Here is a 17,389-nt window from a genome sequence, read left to right on the forward strand (position 1 = left end):
GATATAAAAAACCGGAAACAGGAGCTTTAAAATGATCTTCCTCATGTTGCCAGTATTTGCGGTATAAAAACAATTATAGGAGCAGATATAGGTGCCAGGTCTCTTACTTCACAGGACATATTTTTCTCTTTGAAGTAAGCTATTCCATTTGATATAGAAAGCACTGTGATAAGTCCGTATTTGGGCGATATGGCCCGGCTCCCGGGAACTATGTTGGGTTCTATGCGCAAGTGCCCTTTAAGCCTGTTGCCGGGGGCAAAGGTATAGCACAGGTACTCATATTGTACAGGATAGACGAGGTCATCTATCAGTACACTTATTCCATTAGCCTGGACAATTCCAATGTGTTCGGTAGCTGACTTCTGTAATTTCATTGTTGCTGTTTTTAAGACAAAACATTCATTTGTAATTAACTAGCATCTAAATAATTACAAGGCATTGTACTAATATCAGGTACCTGATACTTTAAACGGGGCCTGATTTTAGTCGTTCCTGTTTTTCGATGATGACAGTATTTTCTGGCACCATCACCATAAAAAAGCACTCGATGTTTTTGTATGGTAAAGATAAAGCCCTAATTTTAAAGGATTAAACTACCTATGAAACCAACAGATTGTTTTATAACAATTTAAAGTGGTTTCGCATTCTTGAAAAGCTATGACAACACTTGGAACCAAGATCAGAAAACTCAGAGAGCTGAAGAATTTTAAGCAGGATCATATGGCTGAGCTGCTCGGCATCAGCACCAATGCTTATGGCAAAATCGAAAGAGATGAAACTGACGTAAGTCATGATCGCCTCGAACAGATTGCAAAGGCTCTGGATCTTACTGTGACTGATATTCTGAATTTTGATGAGAAGATGATATTTAATATGATGCATAATAAGGATGGCATCTATAATAATGGCGGACCTTTTTATAATCAGTTTCCTGAAGATCTGAAGAAGCTTTATGAAGATAAGATAAAGTTACTGGAAGAGAAGGTTGAGTATATGCAGAGAGAGATTGAGAGATTGAAAGAAGGACGATAAGCGTATTTCTTATAGAGATATTTTAGGTAAAGCCGGGTCGAGAGAGTCGGCTTTTTTTGTATTTATCTCAAAACACATAAAAGCTTTATCTACTATTTTCTTTCTTAGATTATAGATGCGGAAAGAAATATCAAGTCTTAATAATTAATTCTCTGGCACTGTAAAATCAAATATGACATGACCTTCAATATTCCAAATTTCATCATCCTTAACTTTCCTCAATTTTAAAATATGACTCCTCGACTTTAGAAATTCGTTAATTGCGGTTTCTGGGTATGTTAATTCGTCTAAAATATTTGAAAAACCTCTTTTTGATTTCCTTATTAATTGCCACGTTAAATTATCAAATTCATATGGATTCATCTTTTTTCCAATGAGTGTGTATACTATATTCAATTCATTAATTCTTTCTTGAATAGGGAGTTTACTCGTCACCTTCATTATACCTATGTAAAAAGGATATTTCTCATTGGAATTAACATAAATTACTCTTTCTTTTAAAGCATTGAGATGTTGCTTGATTGAGCTAGTTTTGTATAATTTTTTAATGTTTTGGTTAGCCAGTAATTTTCCTCTAATTGCGAGTCCCCAACAACCTTCTATACCAATTCGCTCAATATAACCTAGTTCCTCAAGTTCCAGTAGGAGTTGTTTTGCTTGATTATCTTTCAACTTGAAAAGTTCAAATAACAATGCTTCTGTAATAAAATTATTTTCTCCTCTTCTTAATAATATTTTGACTTTGTTTTTCTCCAGTATCATAATTTAATGTAAATTCAAGTCATGAAAGTAAATGAATTAATAATTGCCATTTTTATTAATGTCCTTTCAAGTTTAATTTTTTACTACACAGAAAGGCTTCTTTTAAAAAGTCGCCGATAATTGTTTTTTAGTGGATTCGAACCTTATAACATCCTTAACAAAAAACACTACTGATCTCCAACCAATTAACCTTCAACATCTTTTATCATTAGACTTTTTTTTAAACCACCCGAAATTCAATAATAAAGTAAAAAAAATAATACGTTAATTATAAGTACATTATACACAAAATTCATTACTTCAAATATTCATTTGATGGCAAACCAAAACAACCATTCATATAACAAACTATATATCAATTCTCTACATATATGGATTCGTTAAACCTTTCACTTTTTTTTCATCCAAAAATTGAGAAAACTATTGAACATAAGAGCTATGTTGAAAAAGTTAAAATTTCTTTTAAATACACAGGTAGCTTTGGAAATACATACATTCGATTGTCCTATTTTGTAACTTTTAATGATCAATTTCAAAAATTACCATCAACAGAAAAACAGAAAATAATGGACACCTTCCAAAGTCCAGACTTTATATTCTCCTTAATACCTCAATCTAACCATAGCACTAATAGAGAAGTTGAGAAACGAACTTTATTTCGATTTTTAGAATTCAAGCAGATCTATGTAAGCCTCATCTCTTACATTACACTTCAATTAGATAGGCATCTGGGAGAAAATATTCCCATTAAAGTTCAAGGCATAGATTTTAATCCTTACATCAACTATGCTGAAAAATATTTTAATGATATTAAAAATTCATTTTGGGCCCAAGAAGAATTATCAAATTCTCAATTTACAAGGGATGCTGAAATTTATAATCTTCTCTATAATCTAGCATTAGATTCCCGAAAACGGTATGTCGAACAAAAGGATTTGTTTAAAGCGACTGATATTGATTTGGCAAACACCACAGATGAGTTAAGGTCAATCCGCAATATATTAATTAGACATAAAGTCCCAATTAGAATAAAAGGAATAAAAACAATAGATAAGATTAAAATTCATATACCAGAATTTATTGGAGCCCTAACAAAAGATATCAAATTAATGTCCGAAGACAACTATTACAGTTCTTCCTTTGGACGACAAAGAATATCGGAACTCAAATGGTTTATCGAACATATATATGAAAACTATCTTCAAGATGAAAAAAGAGAAATCATAGAGGCACAAAAATTAGATTACATAAAAAAATTTCCAATTCAACAAGGGGATATTTTAGAATTAGTAGATAGGCGTTTAGTTGTTGCAGAATCAATAACAGTTAGTATTGAAGGATGCATAGAATTAAGATATAACCTACTAAAAACCAATCTTGAAAAAGGTAATAGGCAAAGAATAATAAAGCTTGAAAAAGTATCTTTTTACCTTAAAGCCAATTCATTTAATTCATTTCTTGAAGATGTTCATATCAAACGTATTTCTTTGCTTGGACGATGGATGCAAAAGAAAAAGTTAAAGGTTGATAATATTCCTTCTTTCAAAGCCAATCTTGTTCTCTTATGAAGATTCAAACTAATCCCCTTCATCTTCTGGTGCACGTTTTCAAAACGCGTGCCCATTGCACTATCCATTATTCGTTTGACTATTCCGGCCTAAATTAAGCCCCAATAGTTTTTATTAATCAGCCAAGGATTCCAGAGATTAGCGATTTGAATCGCTACTACACTCCTCGTCTCCACCGTTATATGCCTAAAATAATGTTTATCTGCTTCATAACTGTATAACACCATGTACCAGACCATTATTATTACATTTATTTTTTGGAAACGAGCTTATATCCTGCTATTTTGAAATTATAAACGCACAAAGGTGCAGATATAATCCAGTTACCTGTCAATTACAGTGATAAAAAATAACATATAAGAAATGGAAAATAGCCAAACAGGACTTGATAACTTGACTAACCCCTATAGTCCTCGTTTAACCAACGAGGACTGGCGAGAATAGCGATTGTATCGCATCTCCATTACTTGGTGTTGTCCGACCAGGACTCGCTTCTGGACTCTTCCCTCCCCCCAAAAAACAAAAACCACCAAGGCTCTAAGCACCCTGGTGGTTCGGATCAATTCAAACAAACAAAAGCTCCTTACACTTCAATCTGTCTGGTGACAGTGATGTTGATGGTATTGGAAAATTCCCCCACCTGAGCACTCTTCAGCTTGAAGATTCCTTTGTAAGACCAGATTGCGTATATGTCCCTGTTGGTAAAGGATGATTGTCTACATAGTCACGAGTGGAATCATTGACAAGGAAAACAAACCCTTTGCCATCTTTGCGGTCTACATAGATGTCAATAGAGTCTGCAGGGCCTTTCTTCCACTTAATAATCGGACGGTGAGCATCAAGTCCCCCACCTAGAGAAATTTTGGACATTAAAGAAAAAAACTATACTATACCTGACATACAGTTGTCACAATGCCATTTTATTTTTGTGCTATCATTAATTAAAACAAAAGAAAATGAGTAAGACAAATTTAGTATCATTAAGAATAATTACTGCTGACATTAAGCGTTTAGTGAAGTTTTTTGAGGAAGTCACAGAAACAAAAGCTAAGTGGGCAACAGAGGACTTTGCAGAGGTAAAATCTGAGTCTTTCACTTTGGCAATTGGAAGTACACGAACATTAGCATTCTTTGGAGAAGGAGTTGCTCAATCTGCGGCTAATAAAAGTATTATTATAGAGTTCCTTGTTGAGAACGTAGATGATGATTACGAAAAAATTAAAAATTTAACAAACGAAATTGTTCAGAAACCAACAACAATGCCTTGGGGTAATCGTTCGTTATTGTTTCGCGACCCTGACGGGAATTTAATAAATTTTTTTACGCCAGTTAGTCTAGAAGCTAAAGAGAAATTTGCATAAAGAATAAGCCCCGCCGCTAACAGCAGTTTTTAGAAATTCCCGTGGTGTCAGGTCTTTCGCTCCAATAGTCCTCGTTTATTCAACGAGGATTTCCGAGATTAGCGATTGTATCGCTATTCATTAACTTTAAAATAAAGGTGTTGTCCACCAGGTCTCATACCTGGACTTTTCCCTCCCCCCAAAAAACAAAAACCACCAAGGCTATAAGCACCCTGGTGGTTCGGATCAATTCAAACAAACAAAAGCTCCCTCCTACACCTCAATCTGTCTGGTGACAGTGATGTTGATGGTGTTTGAAAATTCACCCACCTGAGCACTCTTCAGCTTGAAGATTCCTTTGTAAGACCAGACTGCAGTATCTGTCCCTGTTGGTAAAGGATGGTTGTCTACATAGTCACGAGTGGCATCATTGACAAGGAAAACAAACCCTTTGCCATCTTTGCGGTCCACATAGATGTCGATAGAACCATTTGATAATCGGACGATGAGCATCAAGTCTCCCGCCTATTTCAGGGTTCACAGTCATCCTGTTTAATGCCACTAAAAGAAATTTTGGACACTAAAGAAAAAAACTATACTATACCTGACATACAGTTGTCACTATGCCATTTTATTTTTGTGCTATCATTAATTTAAACCAAAAGAAATGAGTAAGAAAAATTTAGTATCATTAAGAATAATTACTTCTGACATTAAGCGTTTAGTGAAGTTTTTTGAAAAAGTCACAGAAACAAAAGCTAAGTGGGCAACAGAGGACTTTGCAGAAGTAAAATCGGAGTCTTTCACTTTGGCAATTGGAAGTACACGAACATTAACATTCTTTGGAGAAGGTGTTGCTCAATCTGCGGCTAATAAAAGTACTATTATAGAGTTTCTTGTTGAGAACGTAGATGATGAATACGAAAGAATTAAAAATTTAACAAACGAAATTGTTCAGAAACCGACAACTATGCCTTGGGGTAATCGTTCGTTGTTGTTTCGCGACCCTGACGGGAATTTAATAAATTTTTTTACACCAGTTAGTCAAGAAGCTAAAGAGAAATTTGCATAAAGAATAAGCCCAGCCGTTAATAGCGGTTTTCCCGTGGTGTCAGGTCTTTCGACCATAGCCGTCAACTTAGTGACTACATGAAGAGATAAGCAACAGTTTGAGCAAGAGCAAGAGATCTTTTAATAAATACAGAAAGGGTTTCTTGCTCTTGCTCAAACTGTTGCTTGTTTTTTCTTTCAAAGAGAATCCAATAGTCCTCGTTTATTTAACGAGGATTCCCGAGAATAGCGATTGTATCGCTATTTCATTAACAACAAAATATAAAATTCACTGACAGCCTTTATATACCCCCAAAAACAAAACCACCAAAGCCTATAAGCACCCTGGTGGTTCGGATCAATTCAAACAAGCAAAAGCTCCCTCCTACACCTCAATCTGTCTGGTGACAGTGATGTTGATGGTGTTTGAAAATTCACCTACCTGAGCACTCTTCAGCTTGAAGATTCCTTTGTAAGACCAGACTGCAGTATCTGTCCCTGTTGGTAAAGGATGGTTGTCTACATAGTCACGAGAGGAATCATTGACAAGGAAAACAAACCCTTTGCCATCTTTGCGGTCCACATAGATGTCGATAGAGTCTGCAGCCCCTTTCTTCCATTTGATAAGAGGACGGTGCGCATCAAGCCCTCCTCCTATTTGAGGTTTCATGGTCATCTTGTCTAGTGCAGAATCTGCAGCAATAATCATGAGATCCCTGCCAATAGCATCGTTGTAATTCCTATGATTTTTGATTCTCTGCACCATTTTTCCCACTCTCTTAAAGATGCCGGGCTTTACAAGCAAAGGCTGTGTAAGAACAGGTGTTGGGGCAGGATAAGAAATCTCTCCTCCTCCTTCCTGGCCATCATACATCAAATTTTTGAAGCCGATTTGCTGAGATGCTACACTCTTTGCTATTTCCGCAGCTTCAAGTGAATAGATGGCAACAAGAGCATCATTGGAAACGCTGAGAACTTCATCTGGAAGTATGCCTACATTTTCTGCATGACCTGCAAGTTTAATGGAAAAGTTTTTGAGCCAAATAGCTCTGTCTTTATCTGCCCTTGGCAGATATCCCGTGTTGGTGGACATAGTTGGTTAACTGGTTTAAAAGATTCTATTAAAAAAATAACTGGCTCAATATTAGAACATTAATTTATTCGACGCAACATTTTTTTTCAAAAATATCCTCCGCAAAGACTCGTGCTTAAGCACGAATGGTGCGTACTTAAGCTCCGTTGCCTCGTGCTTAAGCCTCAAAGCTCCGTGCTTAAGCACCAGAGTTCCGAGCTTAAGCACGAAGCTTCCGTAATTACTCACAGAATGAGCGGCAATATTAACATCACTTCCGAAAGTACTCACGCAGCATTCGGGAGTACTCACAGCCTCATCGTGAGCACTCCCGATGGGGACGGAAGCACTTCCGCAGGTCCTGTGCTTATGCACGGTCACTTTTTGCTTAAGCACGGACAATATTTGCTTAAGCACAGGCACTCTGAACTTAAGCAAAAAAAGCCCGTGAGTAAGCCAGATATAGTCCGGAATAAGCTCTATTAGTTCAGGAAAAGAAATTTTGAATGCGGGCTTATGAATATTGCTACCGTCATATACGCTCCTCGGTCTGTGGCTCACAGACCGAAACCTTTCCACCATGATCAAAGTAGTCTAATTAACTCTCCTTTTTTCATGAGTGTCATTTTTTTATTTTTGATGTAATAAGCTTAACCAATTATGGAAAAATTCTTTAAAGAAAGACGAATCTCTATATAACTTTTTCCTTTATTATAGATTATGGAGATTATTTTGGATAACTGTTATGGATAGATTCCGGTCTGTGTGCCAAAGACCGGTGAGAAAGGGGTTAGTCAATTGAATGATTGGTATCCACCTTTATTTTATACTTTGCAATATCCATTAATTCTCGTTTTTAAGAGCATCAGATTCTGCCCTGGGAGTGGACGTTTTTTTTGCCCATTGATATAGAACTTGAGAAGGCGTTATAGCAGGGCCTCATGATTTTGATAAAGAAATTATTGACAAATACGATATGTATAGAATTAAACGATATTTCAAACCTTTCACTGATATTAAGCCCAGTAGGACTTGGGGCTGTGATTCACCTATTGAATTGTTTTAATTCAAGGTCTCGCATTTAAAGATTTATTTCCTATACTTCAAACTTTAATTTTAAAAAATGGTGAAGCCCATGACAATTTTTATGAAATGATAGCAAGCGAGGTATTCATAAAAGGGGATGAATTGTTAACAGAAGTTGACTTATATTTTCCTGACAAAAAGTTGCTATTTTCTGTGATTCTACAAAACATCATAGGAATGGAAAGGTCAAGATGAAGGATGAAAAAATATCAAATGAATTACAAAATTTAGGAATTAAAGCAATAAGAATACAAGGAAGTGAAATTGTCAATAACTTAGAAAAGGCAGTTGATAGAATATTGGAAGAAGTAAAAAACAACACCTAACATTGTATATAGCAAATTGGGTGTTTATTTGTATTAGACAGTTTAGTTGTGTTTAGGAACAGCGGCGGAAGTCGAAAGTACTTTGCTTTCTTCCACCCTACTTACCATATACTGGCCGTTATAGGCTAGGGTGGAACAAACTATAAATAAACTGAGAAACTTTCGACAATCAACTTATTTTTTCTTTCCGATTATGTTTTTTCGATGTTGTAATCCCCATTCTAACATCACATCTAAAACTTTACGATAAGCATACCCAGACTTTGTTAATTCATACTCTACTGTAACAGGTACTGTGTCGTAAACTGTCCGATTTATAATACCGTTAACTTCCAAATCTTTCAATTCCTTAGACAACATTCGTGGATTTATTTTTGGAATTGTCTTTTCCAATTCAGTAAAACGCTTTTTACCAAAAAGCAATTGCGCTATAATAGGCGTTTTCCACTTTCCATTAAGCACATTTAAGGTATCGTGAATTGCCAAAACGTAATCGGTTGAACAGTCTTTAATACTGTTTATCTCTGATATTTTACTCATAACTACTTCATTCAGTTGTCTCTATATTTTTGTATAGCGCTATACAAAAGTATAGTACTATATATTTTATAGTTAAGGTAGATAACTTTGTCTTAATAATAAAATGTTCCATTAAATAAAACAAAAAGAAAATGAGCAAAATACTAATTACAGGAGCAACTGGTCGTTTAGGAAAAACAGTAATTGAACAATTATTGAAACACACAGCAGCAAATAATATCGTGGCATTTGCAAGAGATGAAAACAAGGCAACTATCATAAAAGAAAAAGGAATTGATGTAAGATTTGGGAGCTATGAAGATACAGCATCCCTTGAGAAAGCTTTAAATGGGATAGATAAAATTTTACTAGTTTCTTCTCCATCAATTGAAAATAGGTTTGAGCACCACAAAAATGTAGTTGATGTAGCGAAAAAATCAGGGGTAAAACACATAGTTTTTACCGGGGCCGTGTTCAAAAATCCAAGTGTATCGAAGACCAAAAGTTTAATCGAACCCTTATTCCAAACAGATGAATACATAAAGGCAAGCGGATTGATTTATACTTTATTACATAACTCCTTATATGCTGACGAAATAAAAATCTTTGTAGGGGAAAAAGTTCTTGAAACAGGAATTATCTTTCCTGCAGGAAACGGAAAAGTTCCTTACGCTCTTCGAAGAGAAATGAGCGAAGCAGCAGCAAATGTGTTATTGCAAAACAATCACGAAAACAAAATCTATGAACTTACGGGAAATGATTTATATTCTTATGAAGATATAGCAAACATCTTCTCTTCTTTATCTGGAAAAACCATCAGTTATACAGACCTTGACACTTCAGTATATTCAGAAAATTTAAAAATTTTAGGTATACCTGAAAACTTCGTTTCAATTATGACTGGATTTGCAACTGACATCAAAAATCATCAATATGAAATAATTAGCTCTGATTTTGAAAAACTGTTAGGAAGAAAACCAACAGATCTTAAGGAATCATTAAAAGAAATTTATAAATTTTAAGATAAAACTTAATATAAATCTTGCAGACATTGGACATAATTGAAAAAAAGATTTGTAATTAAATGAATAGTTTTTAATACAAACAAAAACCACAGCCTATAACACCAGGTTGTAGCTATAGCTGGGTGATGATGAAATTTTGAGTGCGCGCTTCTAAAGCCGCACTTTTTTATTTATTTTTATAAAGCGTGCTGGCGGTGTCTCGGCGGACAGAGAAGCGCTCTAAAACCCGCCATAGCAACAACCTAGACGGGCATCAATTAGGAGTGATTTTTATTGATGAATTCCAATCTAGCTTTAAATGAAAGTATATCAGAAAATCGCTTTGCATTCAATTTTAAAGTTAAGCATGTTTTATGTTTGATAAAAAATTTTATAAACCATTTGCTCCTCGGTCTGTGACACAGACCGAAACCTTTCCACCACGATCAGAGTAGTCTAATTAACTCTCCCTTTTTCATGAGTTTCATTTTTTTATTTTTGATCTAATCCGCTCCTCGGTCTGTGGCTCACAGACCGAAACCTTTCCTCCACGATCAAAGTAGTCTAATTAACTCTCCTTTTTTCATGAGTGTCATTTTTTTATTTTTGATCTAATCAGCTAAACCAATTATGGAAAAATTCTTTAAAGAAAGACGAATCACTATATGACTTTTTCCATTATTACAGATTATGGAGATTATTTTGGATAACTGTTATGGACAGATTCCGGTCTGTGTGCCACCATAGCCGTCAACTTAGTGATGAGACAAGTAAAAAAATAGTTTTCCCTGCTATATAAAAGAGTAGTAATAATGGAAAAAGAGAGCAACAGCAACAAAATATTCCAGGAATAGTCTTGCTGTTGCTAATTTACTTTGATTAAGAATTATGTAATTCTAAACTTGCTTAAGTTGACGGCTATGGTGTGCCACAGACCGGGGAGAAGAAGAAAATACGACGTAAAAACTGAAATAGCTAATAACATATGCATTAAAGTCCCTCTCCTTCAGGAGAGGGATTTAGGGTGAGGTCTTTTAATAGATATATTTCTCAAGCATCTAAATACCTTTTCAAATCATTTCATTTTTTAATTTTTCTTTATTAATTCTATAATTAACTTCGATTTCGAAATTTATCTATATGGCTTTACTGCATTTGGTCAATTGGAATGTAAATGGCATCCGCTCCATTATGAAGAAGGATTTTGTAAGGGACATTAACACCTTGAATCCTGATATACTGTGCTTGCAGGAAACGAAAGCCGGAGTTCATGATGTGGAAACATTGTGCGCCATGCTGCCTGAATACAAAGTTTATGGAAACGCATCAAAGGCAAGAAAAGGTTATTCTGGCACAGCTATCCTTACCAAATATGTTCCCATAAGCGTAACTTATGATATGAATATTGAAGAACACGATCAGGAAGGAAGGGTTATCACAGCAGAGTATGATCATTTTTTTCTTGTAACAGTTTATGTACCAAACTCAGGAGAAGGATTAAAACGTCTTGATTACCGCGAAAAGTGGGATGCTGACTTTTTAAAGTACGTTCTGGATCTGAACGCCAAAAAGCCTGTGATCATTGCCGGAGATCTGAATGTAGCACATACGGAAAAAGATATAGCCAATGCGAAAAAGAACTATAATAAATCTGCAGGATATACTCAAAGGGAAATAGACGGCTTCAACAGATTACTTGGTTCCGGTTTTTCAGACACCTTCAGGCTGCTTCATCCGGATGAAATCAAATACACCTACTGGAGTAACTTTTTCAATTCACGGGCAAAAAATGTTGGCTGGAGAATAGATTATTTTGTGGTCAGTAATTCATTGATCAGTCAGGTTAAAGAGGCAACGGTGAGCAATGAATTCATGGGTTCAGACCATTGCCCCATTGAGTTGAAGATTGAGATAGTTAAAAGTTGAAAGCTGAAAGCTGTTCCGTTAAATATTTGATAACATTAAGAAAGGCTATAATTTACCTTTACCAACAATAAAAATATTCACTACTATGATTGCAACTATTGTACATGTATATGTAAAACCTGAGTGCGTAGAGGCTTTTATAGCAGCTACCAAACAGAATCATGAGGAATCGGTTAAAGAGGCCGGTAATCTTAGATTTGATATACTACAGGATGCTTCGGATCCATCAAAATTTGTTTTTTATGAAGCTTATGCCAGCGAAGCGGCAGCGGCTGCACATAAAGAAACCAACCACTACCTTACCTGGCGTGATACTGTAGCTCCATTTATGGCTAAACCTAGAGAAGGTGTAAAACATCAAATATTATTTCCACAAAATTCATGATTGCACCATTTGTATTTGCACGCAACCCTGCCATTCAATTCGGATCAGGAAAAATCTCCGGTCTTCCTAAAGCTGTAAAAGCTTACGGCAGACAGGTCCTTATCGTAACAGGTGCTGCTTCTTTTATTAAAAGTAAAACCTGGGAGAAATTACAGGATGATTTCTCTAACAACGGCATTACCTGGGATCATTACACAATTGATAAAGAACCCTCTCCTTCGCTGGTGGATGAATGTGTTAAAAATTTTCAGGAGAAAAATATAGAGGTAGTTGTAGCTATTGGCGGTGGAAGCGTGTTGGATGCAGGGAAGGCTATTTCTGCCATGCTGAGAGAAAATGCATCTGTACAATTATTTCTTGAAGGTGTTGGAACAAGAACGCATTCTGGCAATAAGGTACCGTTTATTGCTGTCCCTACAACGTCAGGCACAGGAAGTGAAGCAACAAAAAACGCCGTGTTGTCAGAGGTGGGAGAACAAGGATTTAAAAAATCTTTGCGCCATGATAATTTTGTTCCTGATCTGGCAATTATAGATCCTGATCTGACATTATCCTGCCCTAAGCACATAACAGCATATACTGGTATGGATGCTTTTACTCAATTGCTGGAATCATTTCTATCTACCAATGCCAACCCAATGACTGATTCTCTTGCCATAGAAGGATTGAATAGAATTTCTGCCTCATTAGTCAATTGCTATGAAAATGGCAACACGGATATTGAAGCGCGCACAGATATGGCTTACGCTTCTTTGATCTCAGGCATTACCCTTGCTAATGCAGGTTTAGGTACAGTGCATGGTTTTGCTTCCACAATCGGTGGATACTTTGATATCCCTCATGGTGTAATTTGCAGTGCATTAATGGGACCTGTCAACAATATAACGGTAAAAAGCCTTCAGCAAAAAGATCCCCACCACATTGCCTTGCAGAAATATGCTAAAGTTGGCAAGATGTTCGCAAAGGAAAAAAATAAGTCTGATGCCTATTATATCGAGTTTATTGTAACGCAGATCGATGAGCTTACAAAGAGATTGGAAATACCAGCGTTGTCTGCATTTAACTTAACAAGTAAAGACATTGACCGGATAGTCACAGGATCTGACAATAAAAATAATCCTGTAAAGCTGAGTCCAGAACAGATGGCGGAAGCATTGGAAATGGCGTTGTAAATTTCTTAGCAACACTTTGAGCAACAGCAAGGCATTTCTGAGATATTTTGTCGCTGTTGCTCAAACTGCTCCTTTCTTCAATAGCCCCTTTGAATCTACGAGGATACCCTGGAATAACAATTGTATCCCTTCCCTGAACGCTAAGAATATTTCAACCAAACAAAGCAAAATTTAAAATCTTAGGTTATTGATTAAAATGTATCATTTTACTTAATTAACCGTAGTAAAAAACCAAATTAATAAACCACAACCCAAACCAATGAGAAAACCTTTTTTCAAACATTTGCTAGCAGCCTTGTTCGCTGTTTCACTTGTTATGACAGCGCAGGCACAAAGGAAACCCAGCGATCCTAAGCATGAAAATCATTATAAGGTAGAACCGATAGATACCGACGTATTGCATATCGAATTCATTGATGCCCACTCCCAGCAAGCCTTTACTCAGGTAAAGTTAAAGATCACCAATAAGACTGAAGACTTTATCTATTTTAAAGGAAATGAACCTACATTTAAGTATGAATTCGGAGACCAGCATGCCAGCGGTGGCGGAATGTTTCAGAGTATGAATATGGTGATTGATCCTAAAGCTACGGAAACAAAAATCCTTAAAGTAAGTGGCGGTCAGAACTTTCACGTGGAAAAACTGACCCTGATTTTAGATGGTTTTTACAGAATTTCTTCAGAAGGTAAAAAGCTTAGTGCCCCTGACTTTCAAATACCAGCTTCAAAAAATGAGTTTCAGGCAGGTGGTTTTACCTGTAACCTGGAGAAAATAAAAAAAGAGACTAAGGAAACAGCTGTTAACTTCAAATGCACTTATAGCGGTTCTGATGTCGGAAAAATTGAAGCAAACAAGTTGGTTTTAAAAACAGAAAGTGGCCAGGAGTTTGCTAACGAAAACAGAAAAACTGAAGTAGATCTTGTACTTCCGGGAGAGCATGCGAAAGTTATTGGCGTATGGCATATTCCGGGTAAAACTGTAGATATGCAATTTGCGACTATGAACATCGTATGGAAAGACACTTTTACGGAATCAAAAATGAAGCCGATAAAAATCGGTGATGCTAAATTCGTTTTAGACCCGGGCGTGACGGACGCGAAGAATAAATAATAGAAATCATAAAAAAGGGATCTGTAAGATCCCTTTTTTGTCTATCATTAATCCTTGTTTGCTCAACTAGGGTTATGTAGAATAATAATTATTGGCTTGATAGTTATAGTGAGACACAGGATGAGGCGCGGAAATGCGACTGAGCTGGTGTTACAAGTCCTTCAAATAAAAAGATCGGGTATTTGTTTATCCCGATCAAAAATTAAAATAGAAGAGTATTTATCTTTAACGCATTAAACGTTAATACACTATTATTTTTTCTGAGAACAATGATTCACTATTTTTTATTTTCAATAAATAAACACCCGGAGACAGCATTTTTACAGGTATTACAAAATTATTTATTCCTGCATTGGATGTTCCCTCAAATATAGTTCTAGTCTCTTTTCCAAAAACGTCGGACACTTCAATACTTAAGTTATCAATTACCTCTGAAATATATTCAAAACGGATATCTTCATTAAAGGATGGAACAGGATAAGGACTGGTAACATATGGTCTATTTCCCGAATTAGTCTTTCCGGAAGTTTGCTGTCCTGTTACAATTTCTTCTCTTAAAGAAATAATTGTCTGTCCCAAACTTGTAATATTATTTGCACTTGAAAACACAATAGTCTGCGAGTTTAAATCAGCCTGAGTTGCTTCACCCATATTTGCCCAAACTGATTCTGTTGCATTATGTGCTCTCTGATATAATTGAATATTTAATTCAGTACTTGATATTCTGGCCGTTGGTATCGCCCCTATATTGGTAAATGTCAGATTTTCGAGTGGTGAAAAACTATTGTTTTCCCCATAGTTTCTGATCACCCAATAGTTTTCAGTTACATCTTTAACATCTACCGGAGTAATTGCAGGAACCGATTTTAGTCGGGTTACAACTACTTCTCCATCTGGATAAACACCAGATGACGGGAATGTCATTTTTATTCCTGCTCCGGTGAAATCATAGGTGCCAGGACCTGTAACATTAAGATTTGTGCTTACTCCCCGTCCAACAGGAATGGGAGATACTATATAATAAGGCTTATATCCTCCCTGCGCAGCACCTCCCTGATGCATCAGAAGATCGAGCACAAACCCGGCACCAGAACCTGCTGTTCCTTCATTAAATTGGAGATAGGACCTGAGACCAGGTTCATCACCACGAAGAATAAGATTCATATTACCTCTGATATCGCTCAATGTTCTGGTGATATTCCAGAATTTAAGTTCGTCTACCTGCCCGTTCAGCCAGTATTTATATTCAATATCACCACCACGGCACTCTCCTGTAACAGGACAAACCCCGAAATAAGCTGAGTTATGCGTCCAGGACCCAGTTGATTTTGTGCCCATTACACCAGAACCCAAAGATTCATTTCCATCTACATAAAACCTGACATTGGTTCCATCTCCGGTGATTGCAACATGATGCCACTCATTGTCAGTAATGATAGCTGGTTCACTCAGGGATGAGATGATTTTTGTTCCGCTTCCGTTATAAAGTTCACAAACCAGTTGTTTGTTTCTGCCTATTGAAGTACGGTTATCAAATGCAAAGAAAATACCTTTGAAGCTGGCTCCTTCACCATTTGTAAACAAAGCCTGACAAGTATTCGCTGAGTGATCTTTTAGTTTCAGCCACAATTCCATTGTAAATACTCCTGTATTGTTAATGTAGGCTCCTTCCGCCAGCATAGTTGTATTGCAATCTGCATATCCCATCTGATCAAGGCAGCTGTTCACACCATTAAAATCAAGGGCAGTGCCGGCATATCTGCTGGATAGTTCTGCTGTTACTGCGGAAATGGATGGAGCTCCGGACAGAAGGAAAACAGATGTGATCAATGACCCATTGTATTCATATCCTTTAAAATAATACTGCCTCTCGGGTTTTAAATAGGAGATATCAATAACACTATCTTTTCCATTGTAAATAACAAAATTACCATCGCCAAGGTCCGTACCGGATCCATATTCCTTATAACCGGAATACATCTGATTATCGACAGGATCTTTTGAAACCGGAGCTCCTTCCCTGCCAACAATTAAAACACCTTGACCATTTCCTCTTTTATAGGAAAGTCTTAAAGAGCGCGCCAGAATACCTGATATTTTAAAGTTGCTTACCTGAATTGTTGGGGCTGTAATCGGGGGTACATATTGATAGATACCCATATTGTATTGTTGACTTTGGCCCGGGAAAAATGAAATCGGTCCTGAAGACGTTATCGGACTTGCGGAACTTTGTACCTGAAAGCCCTGAACATTGGAAAATGTATAACCTGAAGGAGCTGTAAACTTAAGTATGTAACTACCATACGGGATGTTTTCAAACGAATAATTACTTCCTCCCATGATTGATAAATTACTTGAGTAAGTTGTATAAAGAACAACATTGAAAGTATTCAGTAATTCGACTTTTACATCTGCAAAAGGAGGTTCAACATCATAAATTCCATTTTTATTATAATCCATATAAATGTTGCCTTTCAGAGAATTCTGGGCTGACACAATAGGTAAAAAATTTGTAAATAGAATCAAAAAAAGTATAAGGTTCTTCATGGTCTTTGAAATTTTTACTGTTCTAATTTTGTAATACACTTTTATTTATAATATGAGCTTTAGTTTCTCCAATTTGGAACAGAAATATCATTAATCGTTGTATCAATTATTTGAAATATGGTACACCTTGTTATGAAAGAACACGGGTCCAGTATTAATTAATTATCTATTGTTTCTCTTACCCACTGAGACTACACGATACAAGATATTCTCCCTAAAATACGAAATATATTAATATTTGCAGATTGTTAAATCTGATGTTGCCCGACCAGGTGTCCTGGCTAGACTCTTATTTTTCTAACCAGGAATTCTTATTTCCTAGCCGGTTAGTTCTTTTTCAAGCTTGCAATTTCAACTTACAAGCTTGAAATTTTTATTTACCTTGTTGACAATTCCTTTTATTTGAGACAAAGGATTAGAATTAGAAAATAGCCCGCAGGAGATCATAAAAATGCAACATTTATTCTCGTAATTTTCATTGGGAAACGA

18 protein-coding genes are annotated in these 17,389 nt (G+C 36.1%); 11 read left to right on the forward strand and 7 right to left on the reverse strand.

Translation table 11 applies throughout. The features are described 5' to 3' along the window. Window positions 1-41 precede the first annotated feature (41 nt). The gene (locus tag K350_RS0102670; RefSeq protein WP_028978593.1) at window positions 42-374 is read right to left on the reverse strand and encodes a hypothetical protein; all 333 of its coding nucleotides are present in this window, start codon (window positions 372-374) and stop codon (window positions 42-44) included. Window positions 375-657: 283 nt separating this feature from the next. Here K350_RS0102670 and K350_RS0102675 point away from each other — a divergent pair, with 283 nt between their 5' ends. Next, window positions 658-1,032 carry a helix-turn-helix domain-containing protein gene (locus K350_RS0102675; RefSeq protein WP_028978594.1) on the forward strand — a complete coding sequence of 125 codons (375 nt, stop codon included), beginning with the start codon at window positions 658-660 and terminating at the stop codon, window positions 1,030-1,032. A gap of 144 nt (window positions 1,033-1,176) precedes the next feature. Here K350_RS0102675 and K350_RS0102680 read toward each other — a convergent pair whose 3' ends face one another. After that, complete coding sequence (locus K350_RS0102680) at window positions 1,177-1,794, reverse strand: hypothetical protein (RefSeq protein ID WP_028978595.1); 618 nt, start codon at window positions 1,792-1,794, stop codon at window positions 1,177-1,179. A gap of 371 nt (window positions 1,795-2,165) precedes the next feature. On the opposite strand from K350_RS0102680, the gene K350_RS0102685 reads away from it, so the two are divergent. Next, complete coding sequence (locus K350_RS0102685; RefSeq protein WP_028978596.1) at window positions 2,166-3,362, forward strand: hypothetical protein; 1,197 nt, start codon at window positions 2,166-2,168, stop codon at window positions 3,360-3,362. Between the two features lie 651 nt (window positions 3,363-4,013). Here K350_RS0102685 and K350_RS0102690 read toward each other — a convergent pair. Beyond that, the gene (locus tag K350_RS0102690) at window positions 4,014-4,232 is read right to left on the reverse strand and encodes a hypothetical protein (protein ID WP_028978597.1); all 219 of its coding nucleotides are present in this window, start codon (window positions 4,230-4,232) and stop codon (window positions 4,014-4,016) included. A gap of 86 nt (window positions 4,233-4,318) precedes the next feature. Here K350_RS0102690 and K350_RS0102695 point away from each other — a divergent pair, with 86 nt between their 5' ends. Beyond that, a complete protein-coding gene (locus K350_RS0102695) occupies window positions 4,319-4,723 on the forward strand; it encodes a VOC family protein (protein WP_028978598.1) in 405 nt (134 codons plus the stop codon). A gap of 252 nt (window positions 4,724-4,975) precedes the next feature. On the opposite strand, the gene K350_RS0102700 is transcribed toward K350_RS0102695, so the two are convergent. Further along, the gene (locus tag K350_RS0102700) at window positions 4,976-5,215 is read right to left on the reverse strand and encodes a hypothetical protein (RefSeq protein WP_156026877.1); all 240 of its coding nucleotides are present in this window, start codon (window positions 5,213-5,215) and stop codon (window positions 4,976-4,978) included. Window positions 5,216-5,369: 154 nt separating this feature from the next. Here K350_RS0102700 and K350_RS0102705 point away from each other — a divergent pair, with 154 nt between their 5' ends. Continuing rightward, on the forward strand, window positions 5,370-5,774 hold the full coding sequence (locus tag K350_RS0102705) for a VOC family protein (protein ID WP_028978600.1): 405 nt from the start codon (window positions 5,370-5,372) through the stop codon (window positions 5,772-5,774). 363 nt (window positions 5,775-6,137) lie between these two features. On the opposite strand, the gene K350_RS0102710 is transcribed toward K350_RS0102705, so the two are convergent. Further along, entirely contained in the window at window positions 6,138-6,845 is a 708-nt protein-coding gene (locus tag K350_RS0102710; protein ID WP_028978601.1) for a hypothetical protein, read from the reverse strand. A gap of 111 nt (window positions 6,846-6,956) precedes the next feature. On the opposite strand from K350_RS0102710, the gene K350_RS32225 reads away from it, so the two are divergent. Continuing rightward, entirely contained in the window at window positions 6,957-7,310 is a 354-nt protein-coding gene (locus K350_RS32225; RefSeq protein WP_162144119.1) for a hypothetical protein, read from the forward strand. A gap of 746 nt (window positions 7,311-8,056) precedes the next feature. Further along, window positions 8,057-8,236, forward strand: coding sequence for a PDDEXK family nuclease (locus K350_RS32230; RefSeq protein ID WP_156026881.1), 180 nt, complete (start codon window positions 8,057-8,059; stop codon window positions 8,234-8,236). A gap of 174 nt (window positions 8,237-8,410) precedes the next feature. On the opposite strand, the gene K350_RS0102730 is transcribed toward K350_RS32230, so the two are convergent. Then, on the reverse strand, window positions 8,411-8,776 hold the full coding sequence (locus K350_RS0102730; protein WP_051312796.1) for a winged helix-turn-helix transcriptional regulator: 366 nt from the start codon (window positions 8,774-8,776) through the stop codon (window positions 8,411-8,413). A gap of 131 nt (window positions 8,777-8,907) precedes the next feature. Between K350_RS0102730 and K350_RS0102735 the strand changes: the two genes are divergently transcribed. The 5 genes from K350_RS0102735 to K350_RS0102755 all read left to right on the forward strand — a co-directional run bounded on the left by K350_RS0102735 (window position 8,908) and on the right by K350_RS0102755 (window position 14,353). Continuing rightward, a complete protein-coding gene (locus K350_RS0102735; protein WP_037573605.1) occupies window positions 8,908-9,777 on the forward strand; it encodes an SDR family oxidoreductase in 870 nt (289 codons plus the stop codon). A gap of 1,122 nt (window positions 9,778-10,899) precedes the next feature. Next, complete coding sequence (locus K350_RS0102740; protein ID WP_245598413.1) at window positions 10,900-11,685, forward strand: exodeoxyribonuclease III; 786 nt, start codon at window positions 10,900-10,902, stop codon at window positions 11,683-11,685. A gap of 85 nt (window positions 11,686-11,770) precedes the next feature. Further along, a complete protein-coding gene (locus tag K350_RS0102745; protein WP_028978606.1) occupies window positions 11,771-12,070 on the forward strand; it encodes an antibiotic biosynthesis monooxygenase in 300 nt (99 codons plus the stop codon). Next, window positions 12,067-13,242, forward strand: a complete 1,176-nt coding sequence (locus K350_RS0102750) for an iron-containing alcohol dehydrogenase (RefSeq protein ID WP_028978607.1) — start codon at window positions 12,067-12,069, stop codon at window positions 13,240-13,242. Before K350_RS0102745 ends, K350_RS0102750 begins: the two co-directional genes overlap by 4 nt. Window positions 13,243-13,501: 259 nt before the next feature. Continuing rightward, window positions 13,502-14,353, forward strand: a complete 852-nt coding sequence (locus K350_RS0102755) for a hypothetical protein (RefSeq protein ID WP_028978608.1) — start codon at window positions 13,502-13,504, stop codon at window positions 14,351-14,353. Between the two features lie 240 nt (window positions 14,354-14,593). On the opposite strand, the gene K350_RS0102760 is transcribed toward K350_RS0102755, so the two are convergent. Continuing rightward, a complete protein-coding gene (locus K350_RS0102760; protein WP_162144120.1) occupies window positions 14,594-16,813 on the reverse strand; it encodes a LamG-like jellyroll fold domain-containing protein in 2,220 nt (739 codons plus the stop codon). Window positions 16,814-17,389 lie beyond the last annotated feature (576 nt).

Origin of the sequence: Sporocytophaga myxococcoides DSM 11118, from assembly GCF_000426725.1 — a bacterium.
Taxonomy (GTDB): Bacteria; Bacteroidota; Bacteroidia; order Cytophagales; family Cytophagaceae; genus Sporocytophaga; species Sporocytophaga myxococcoides.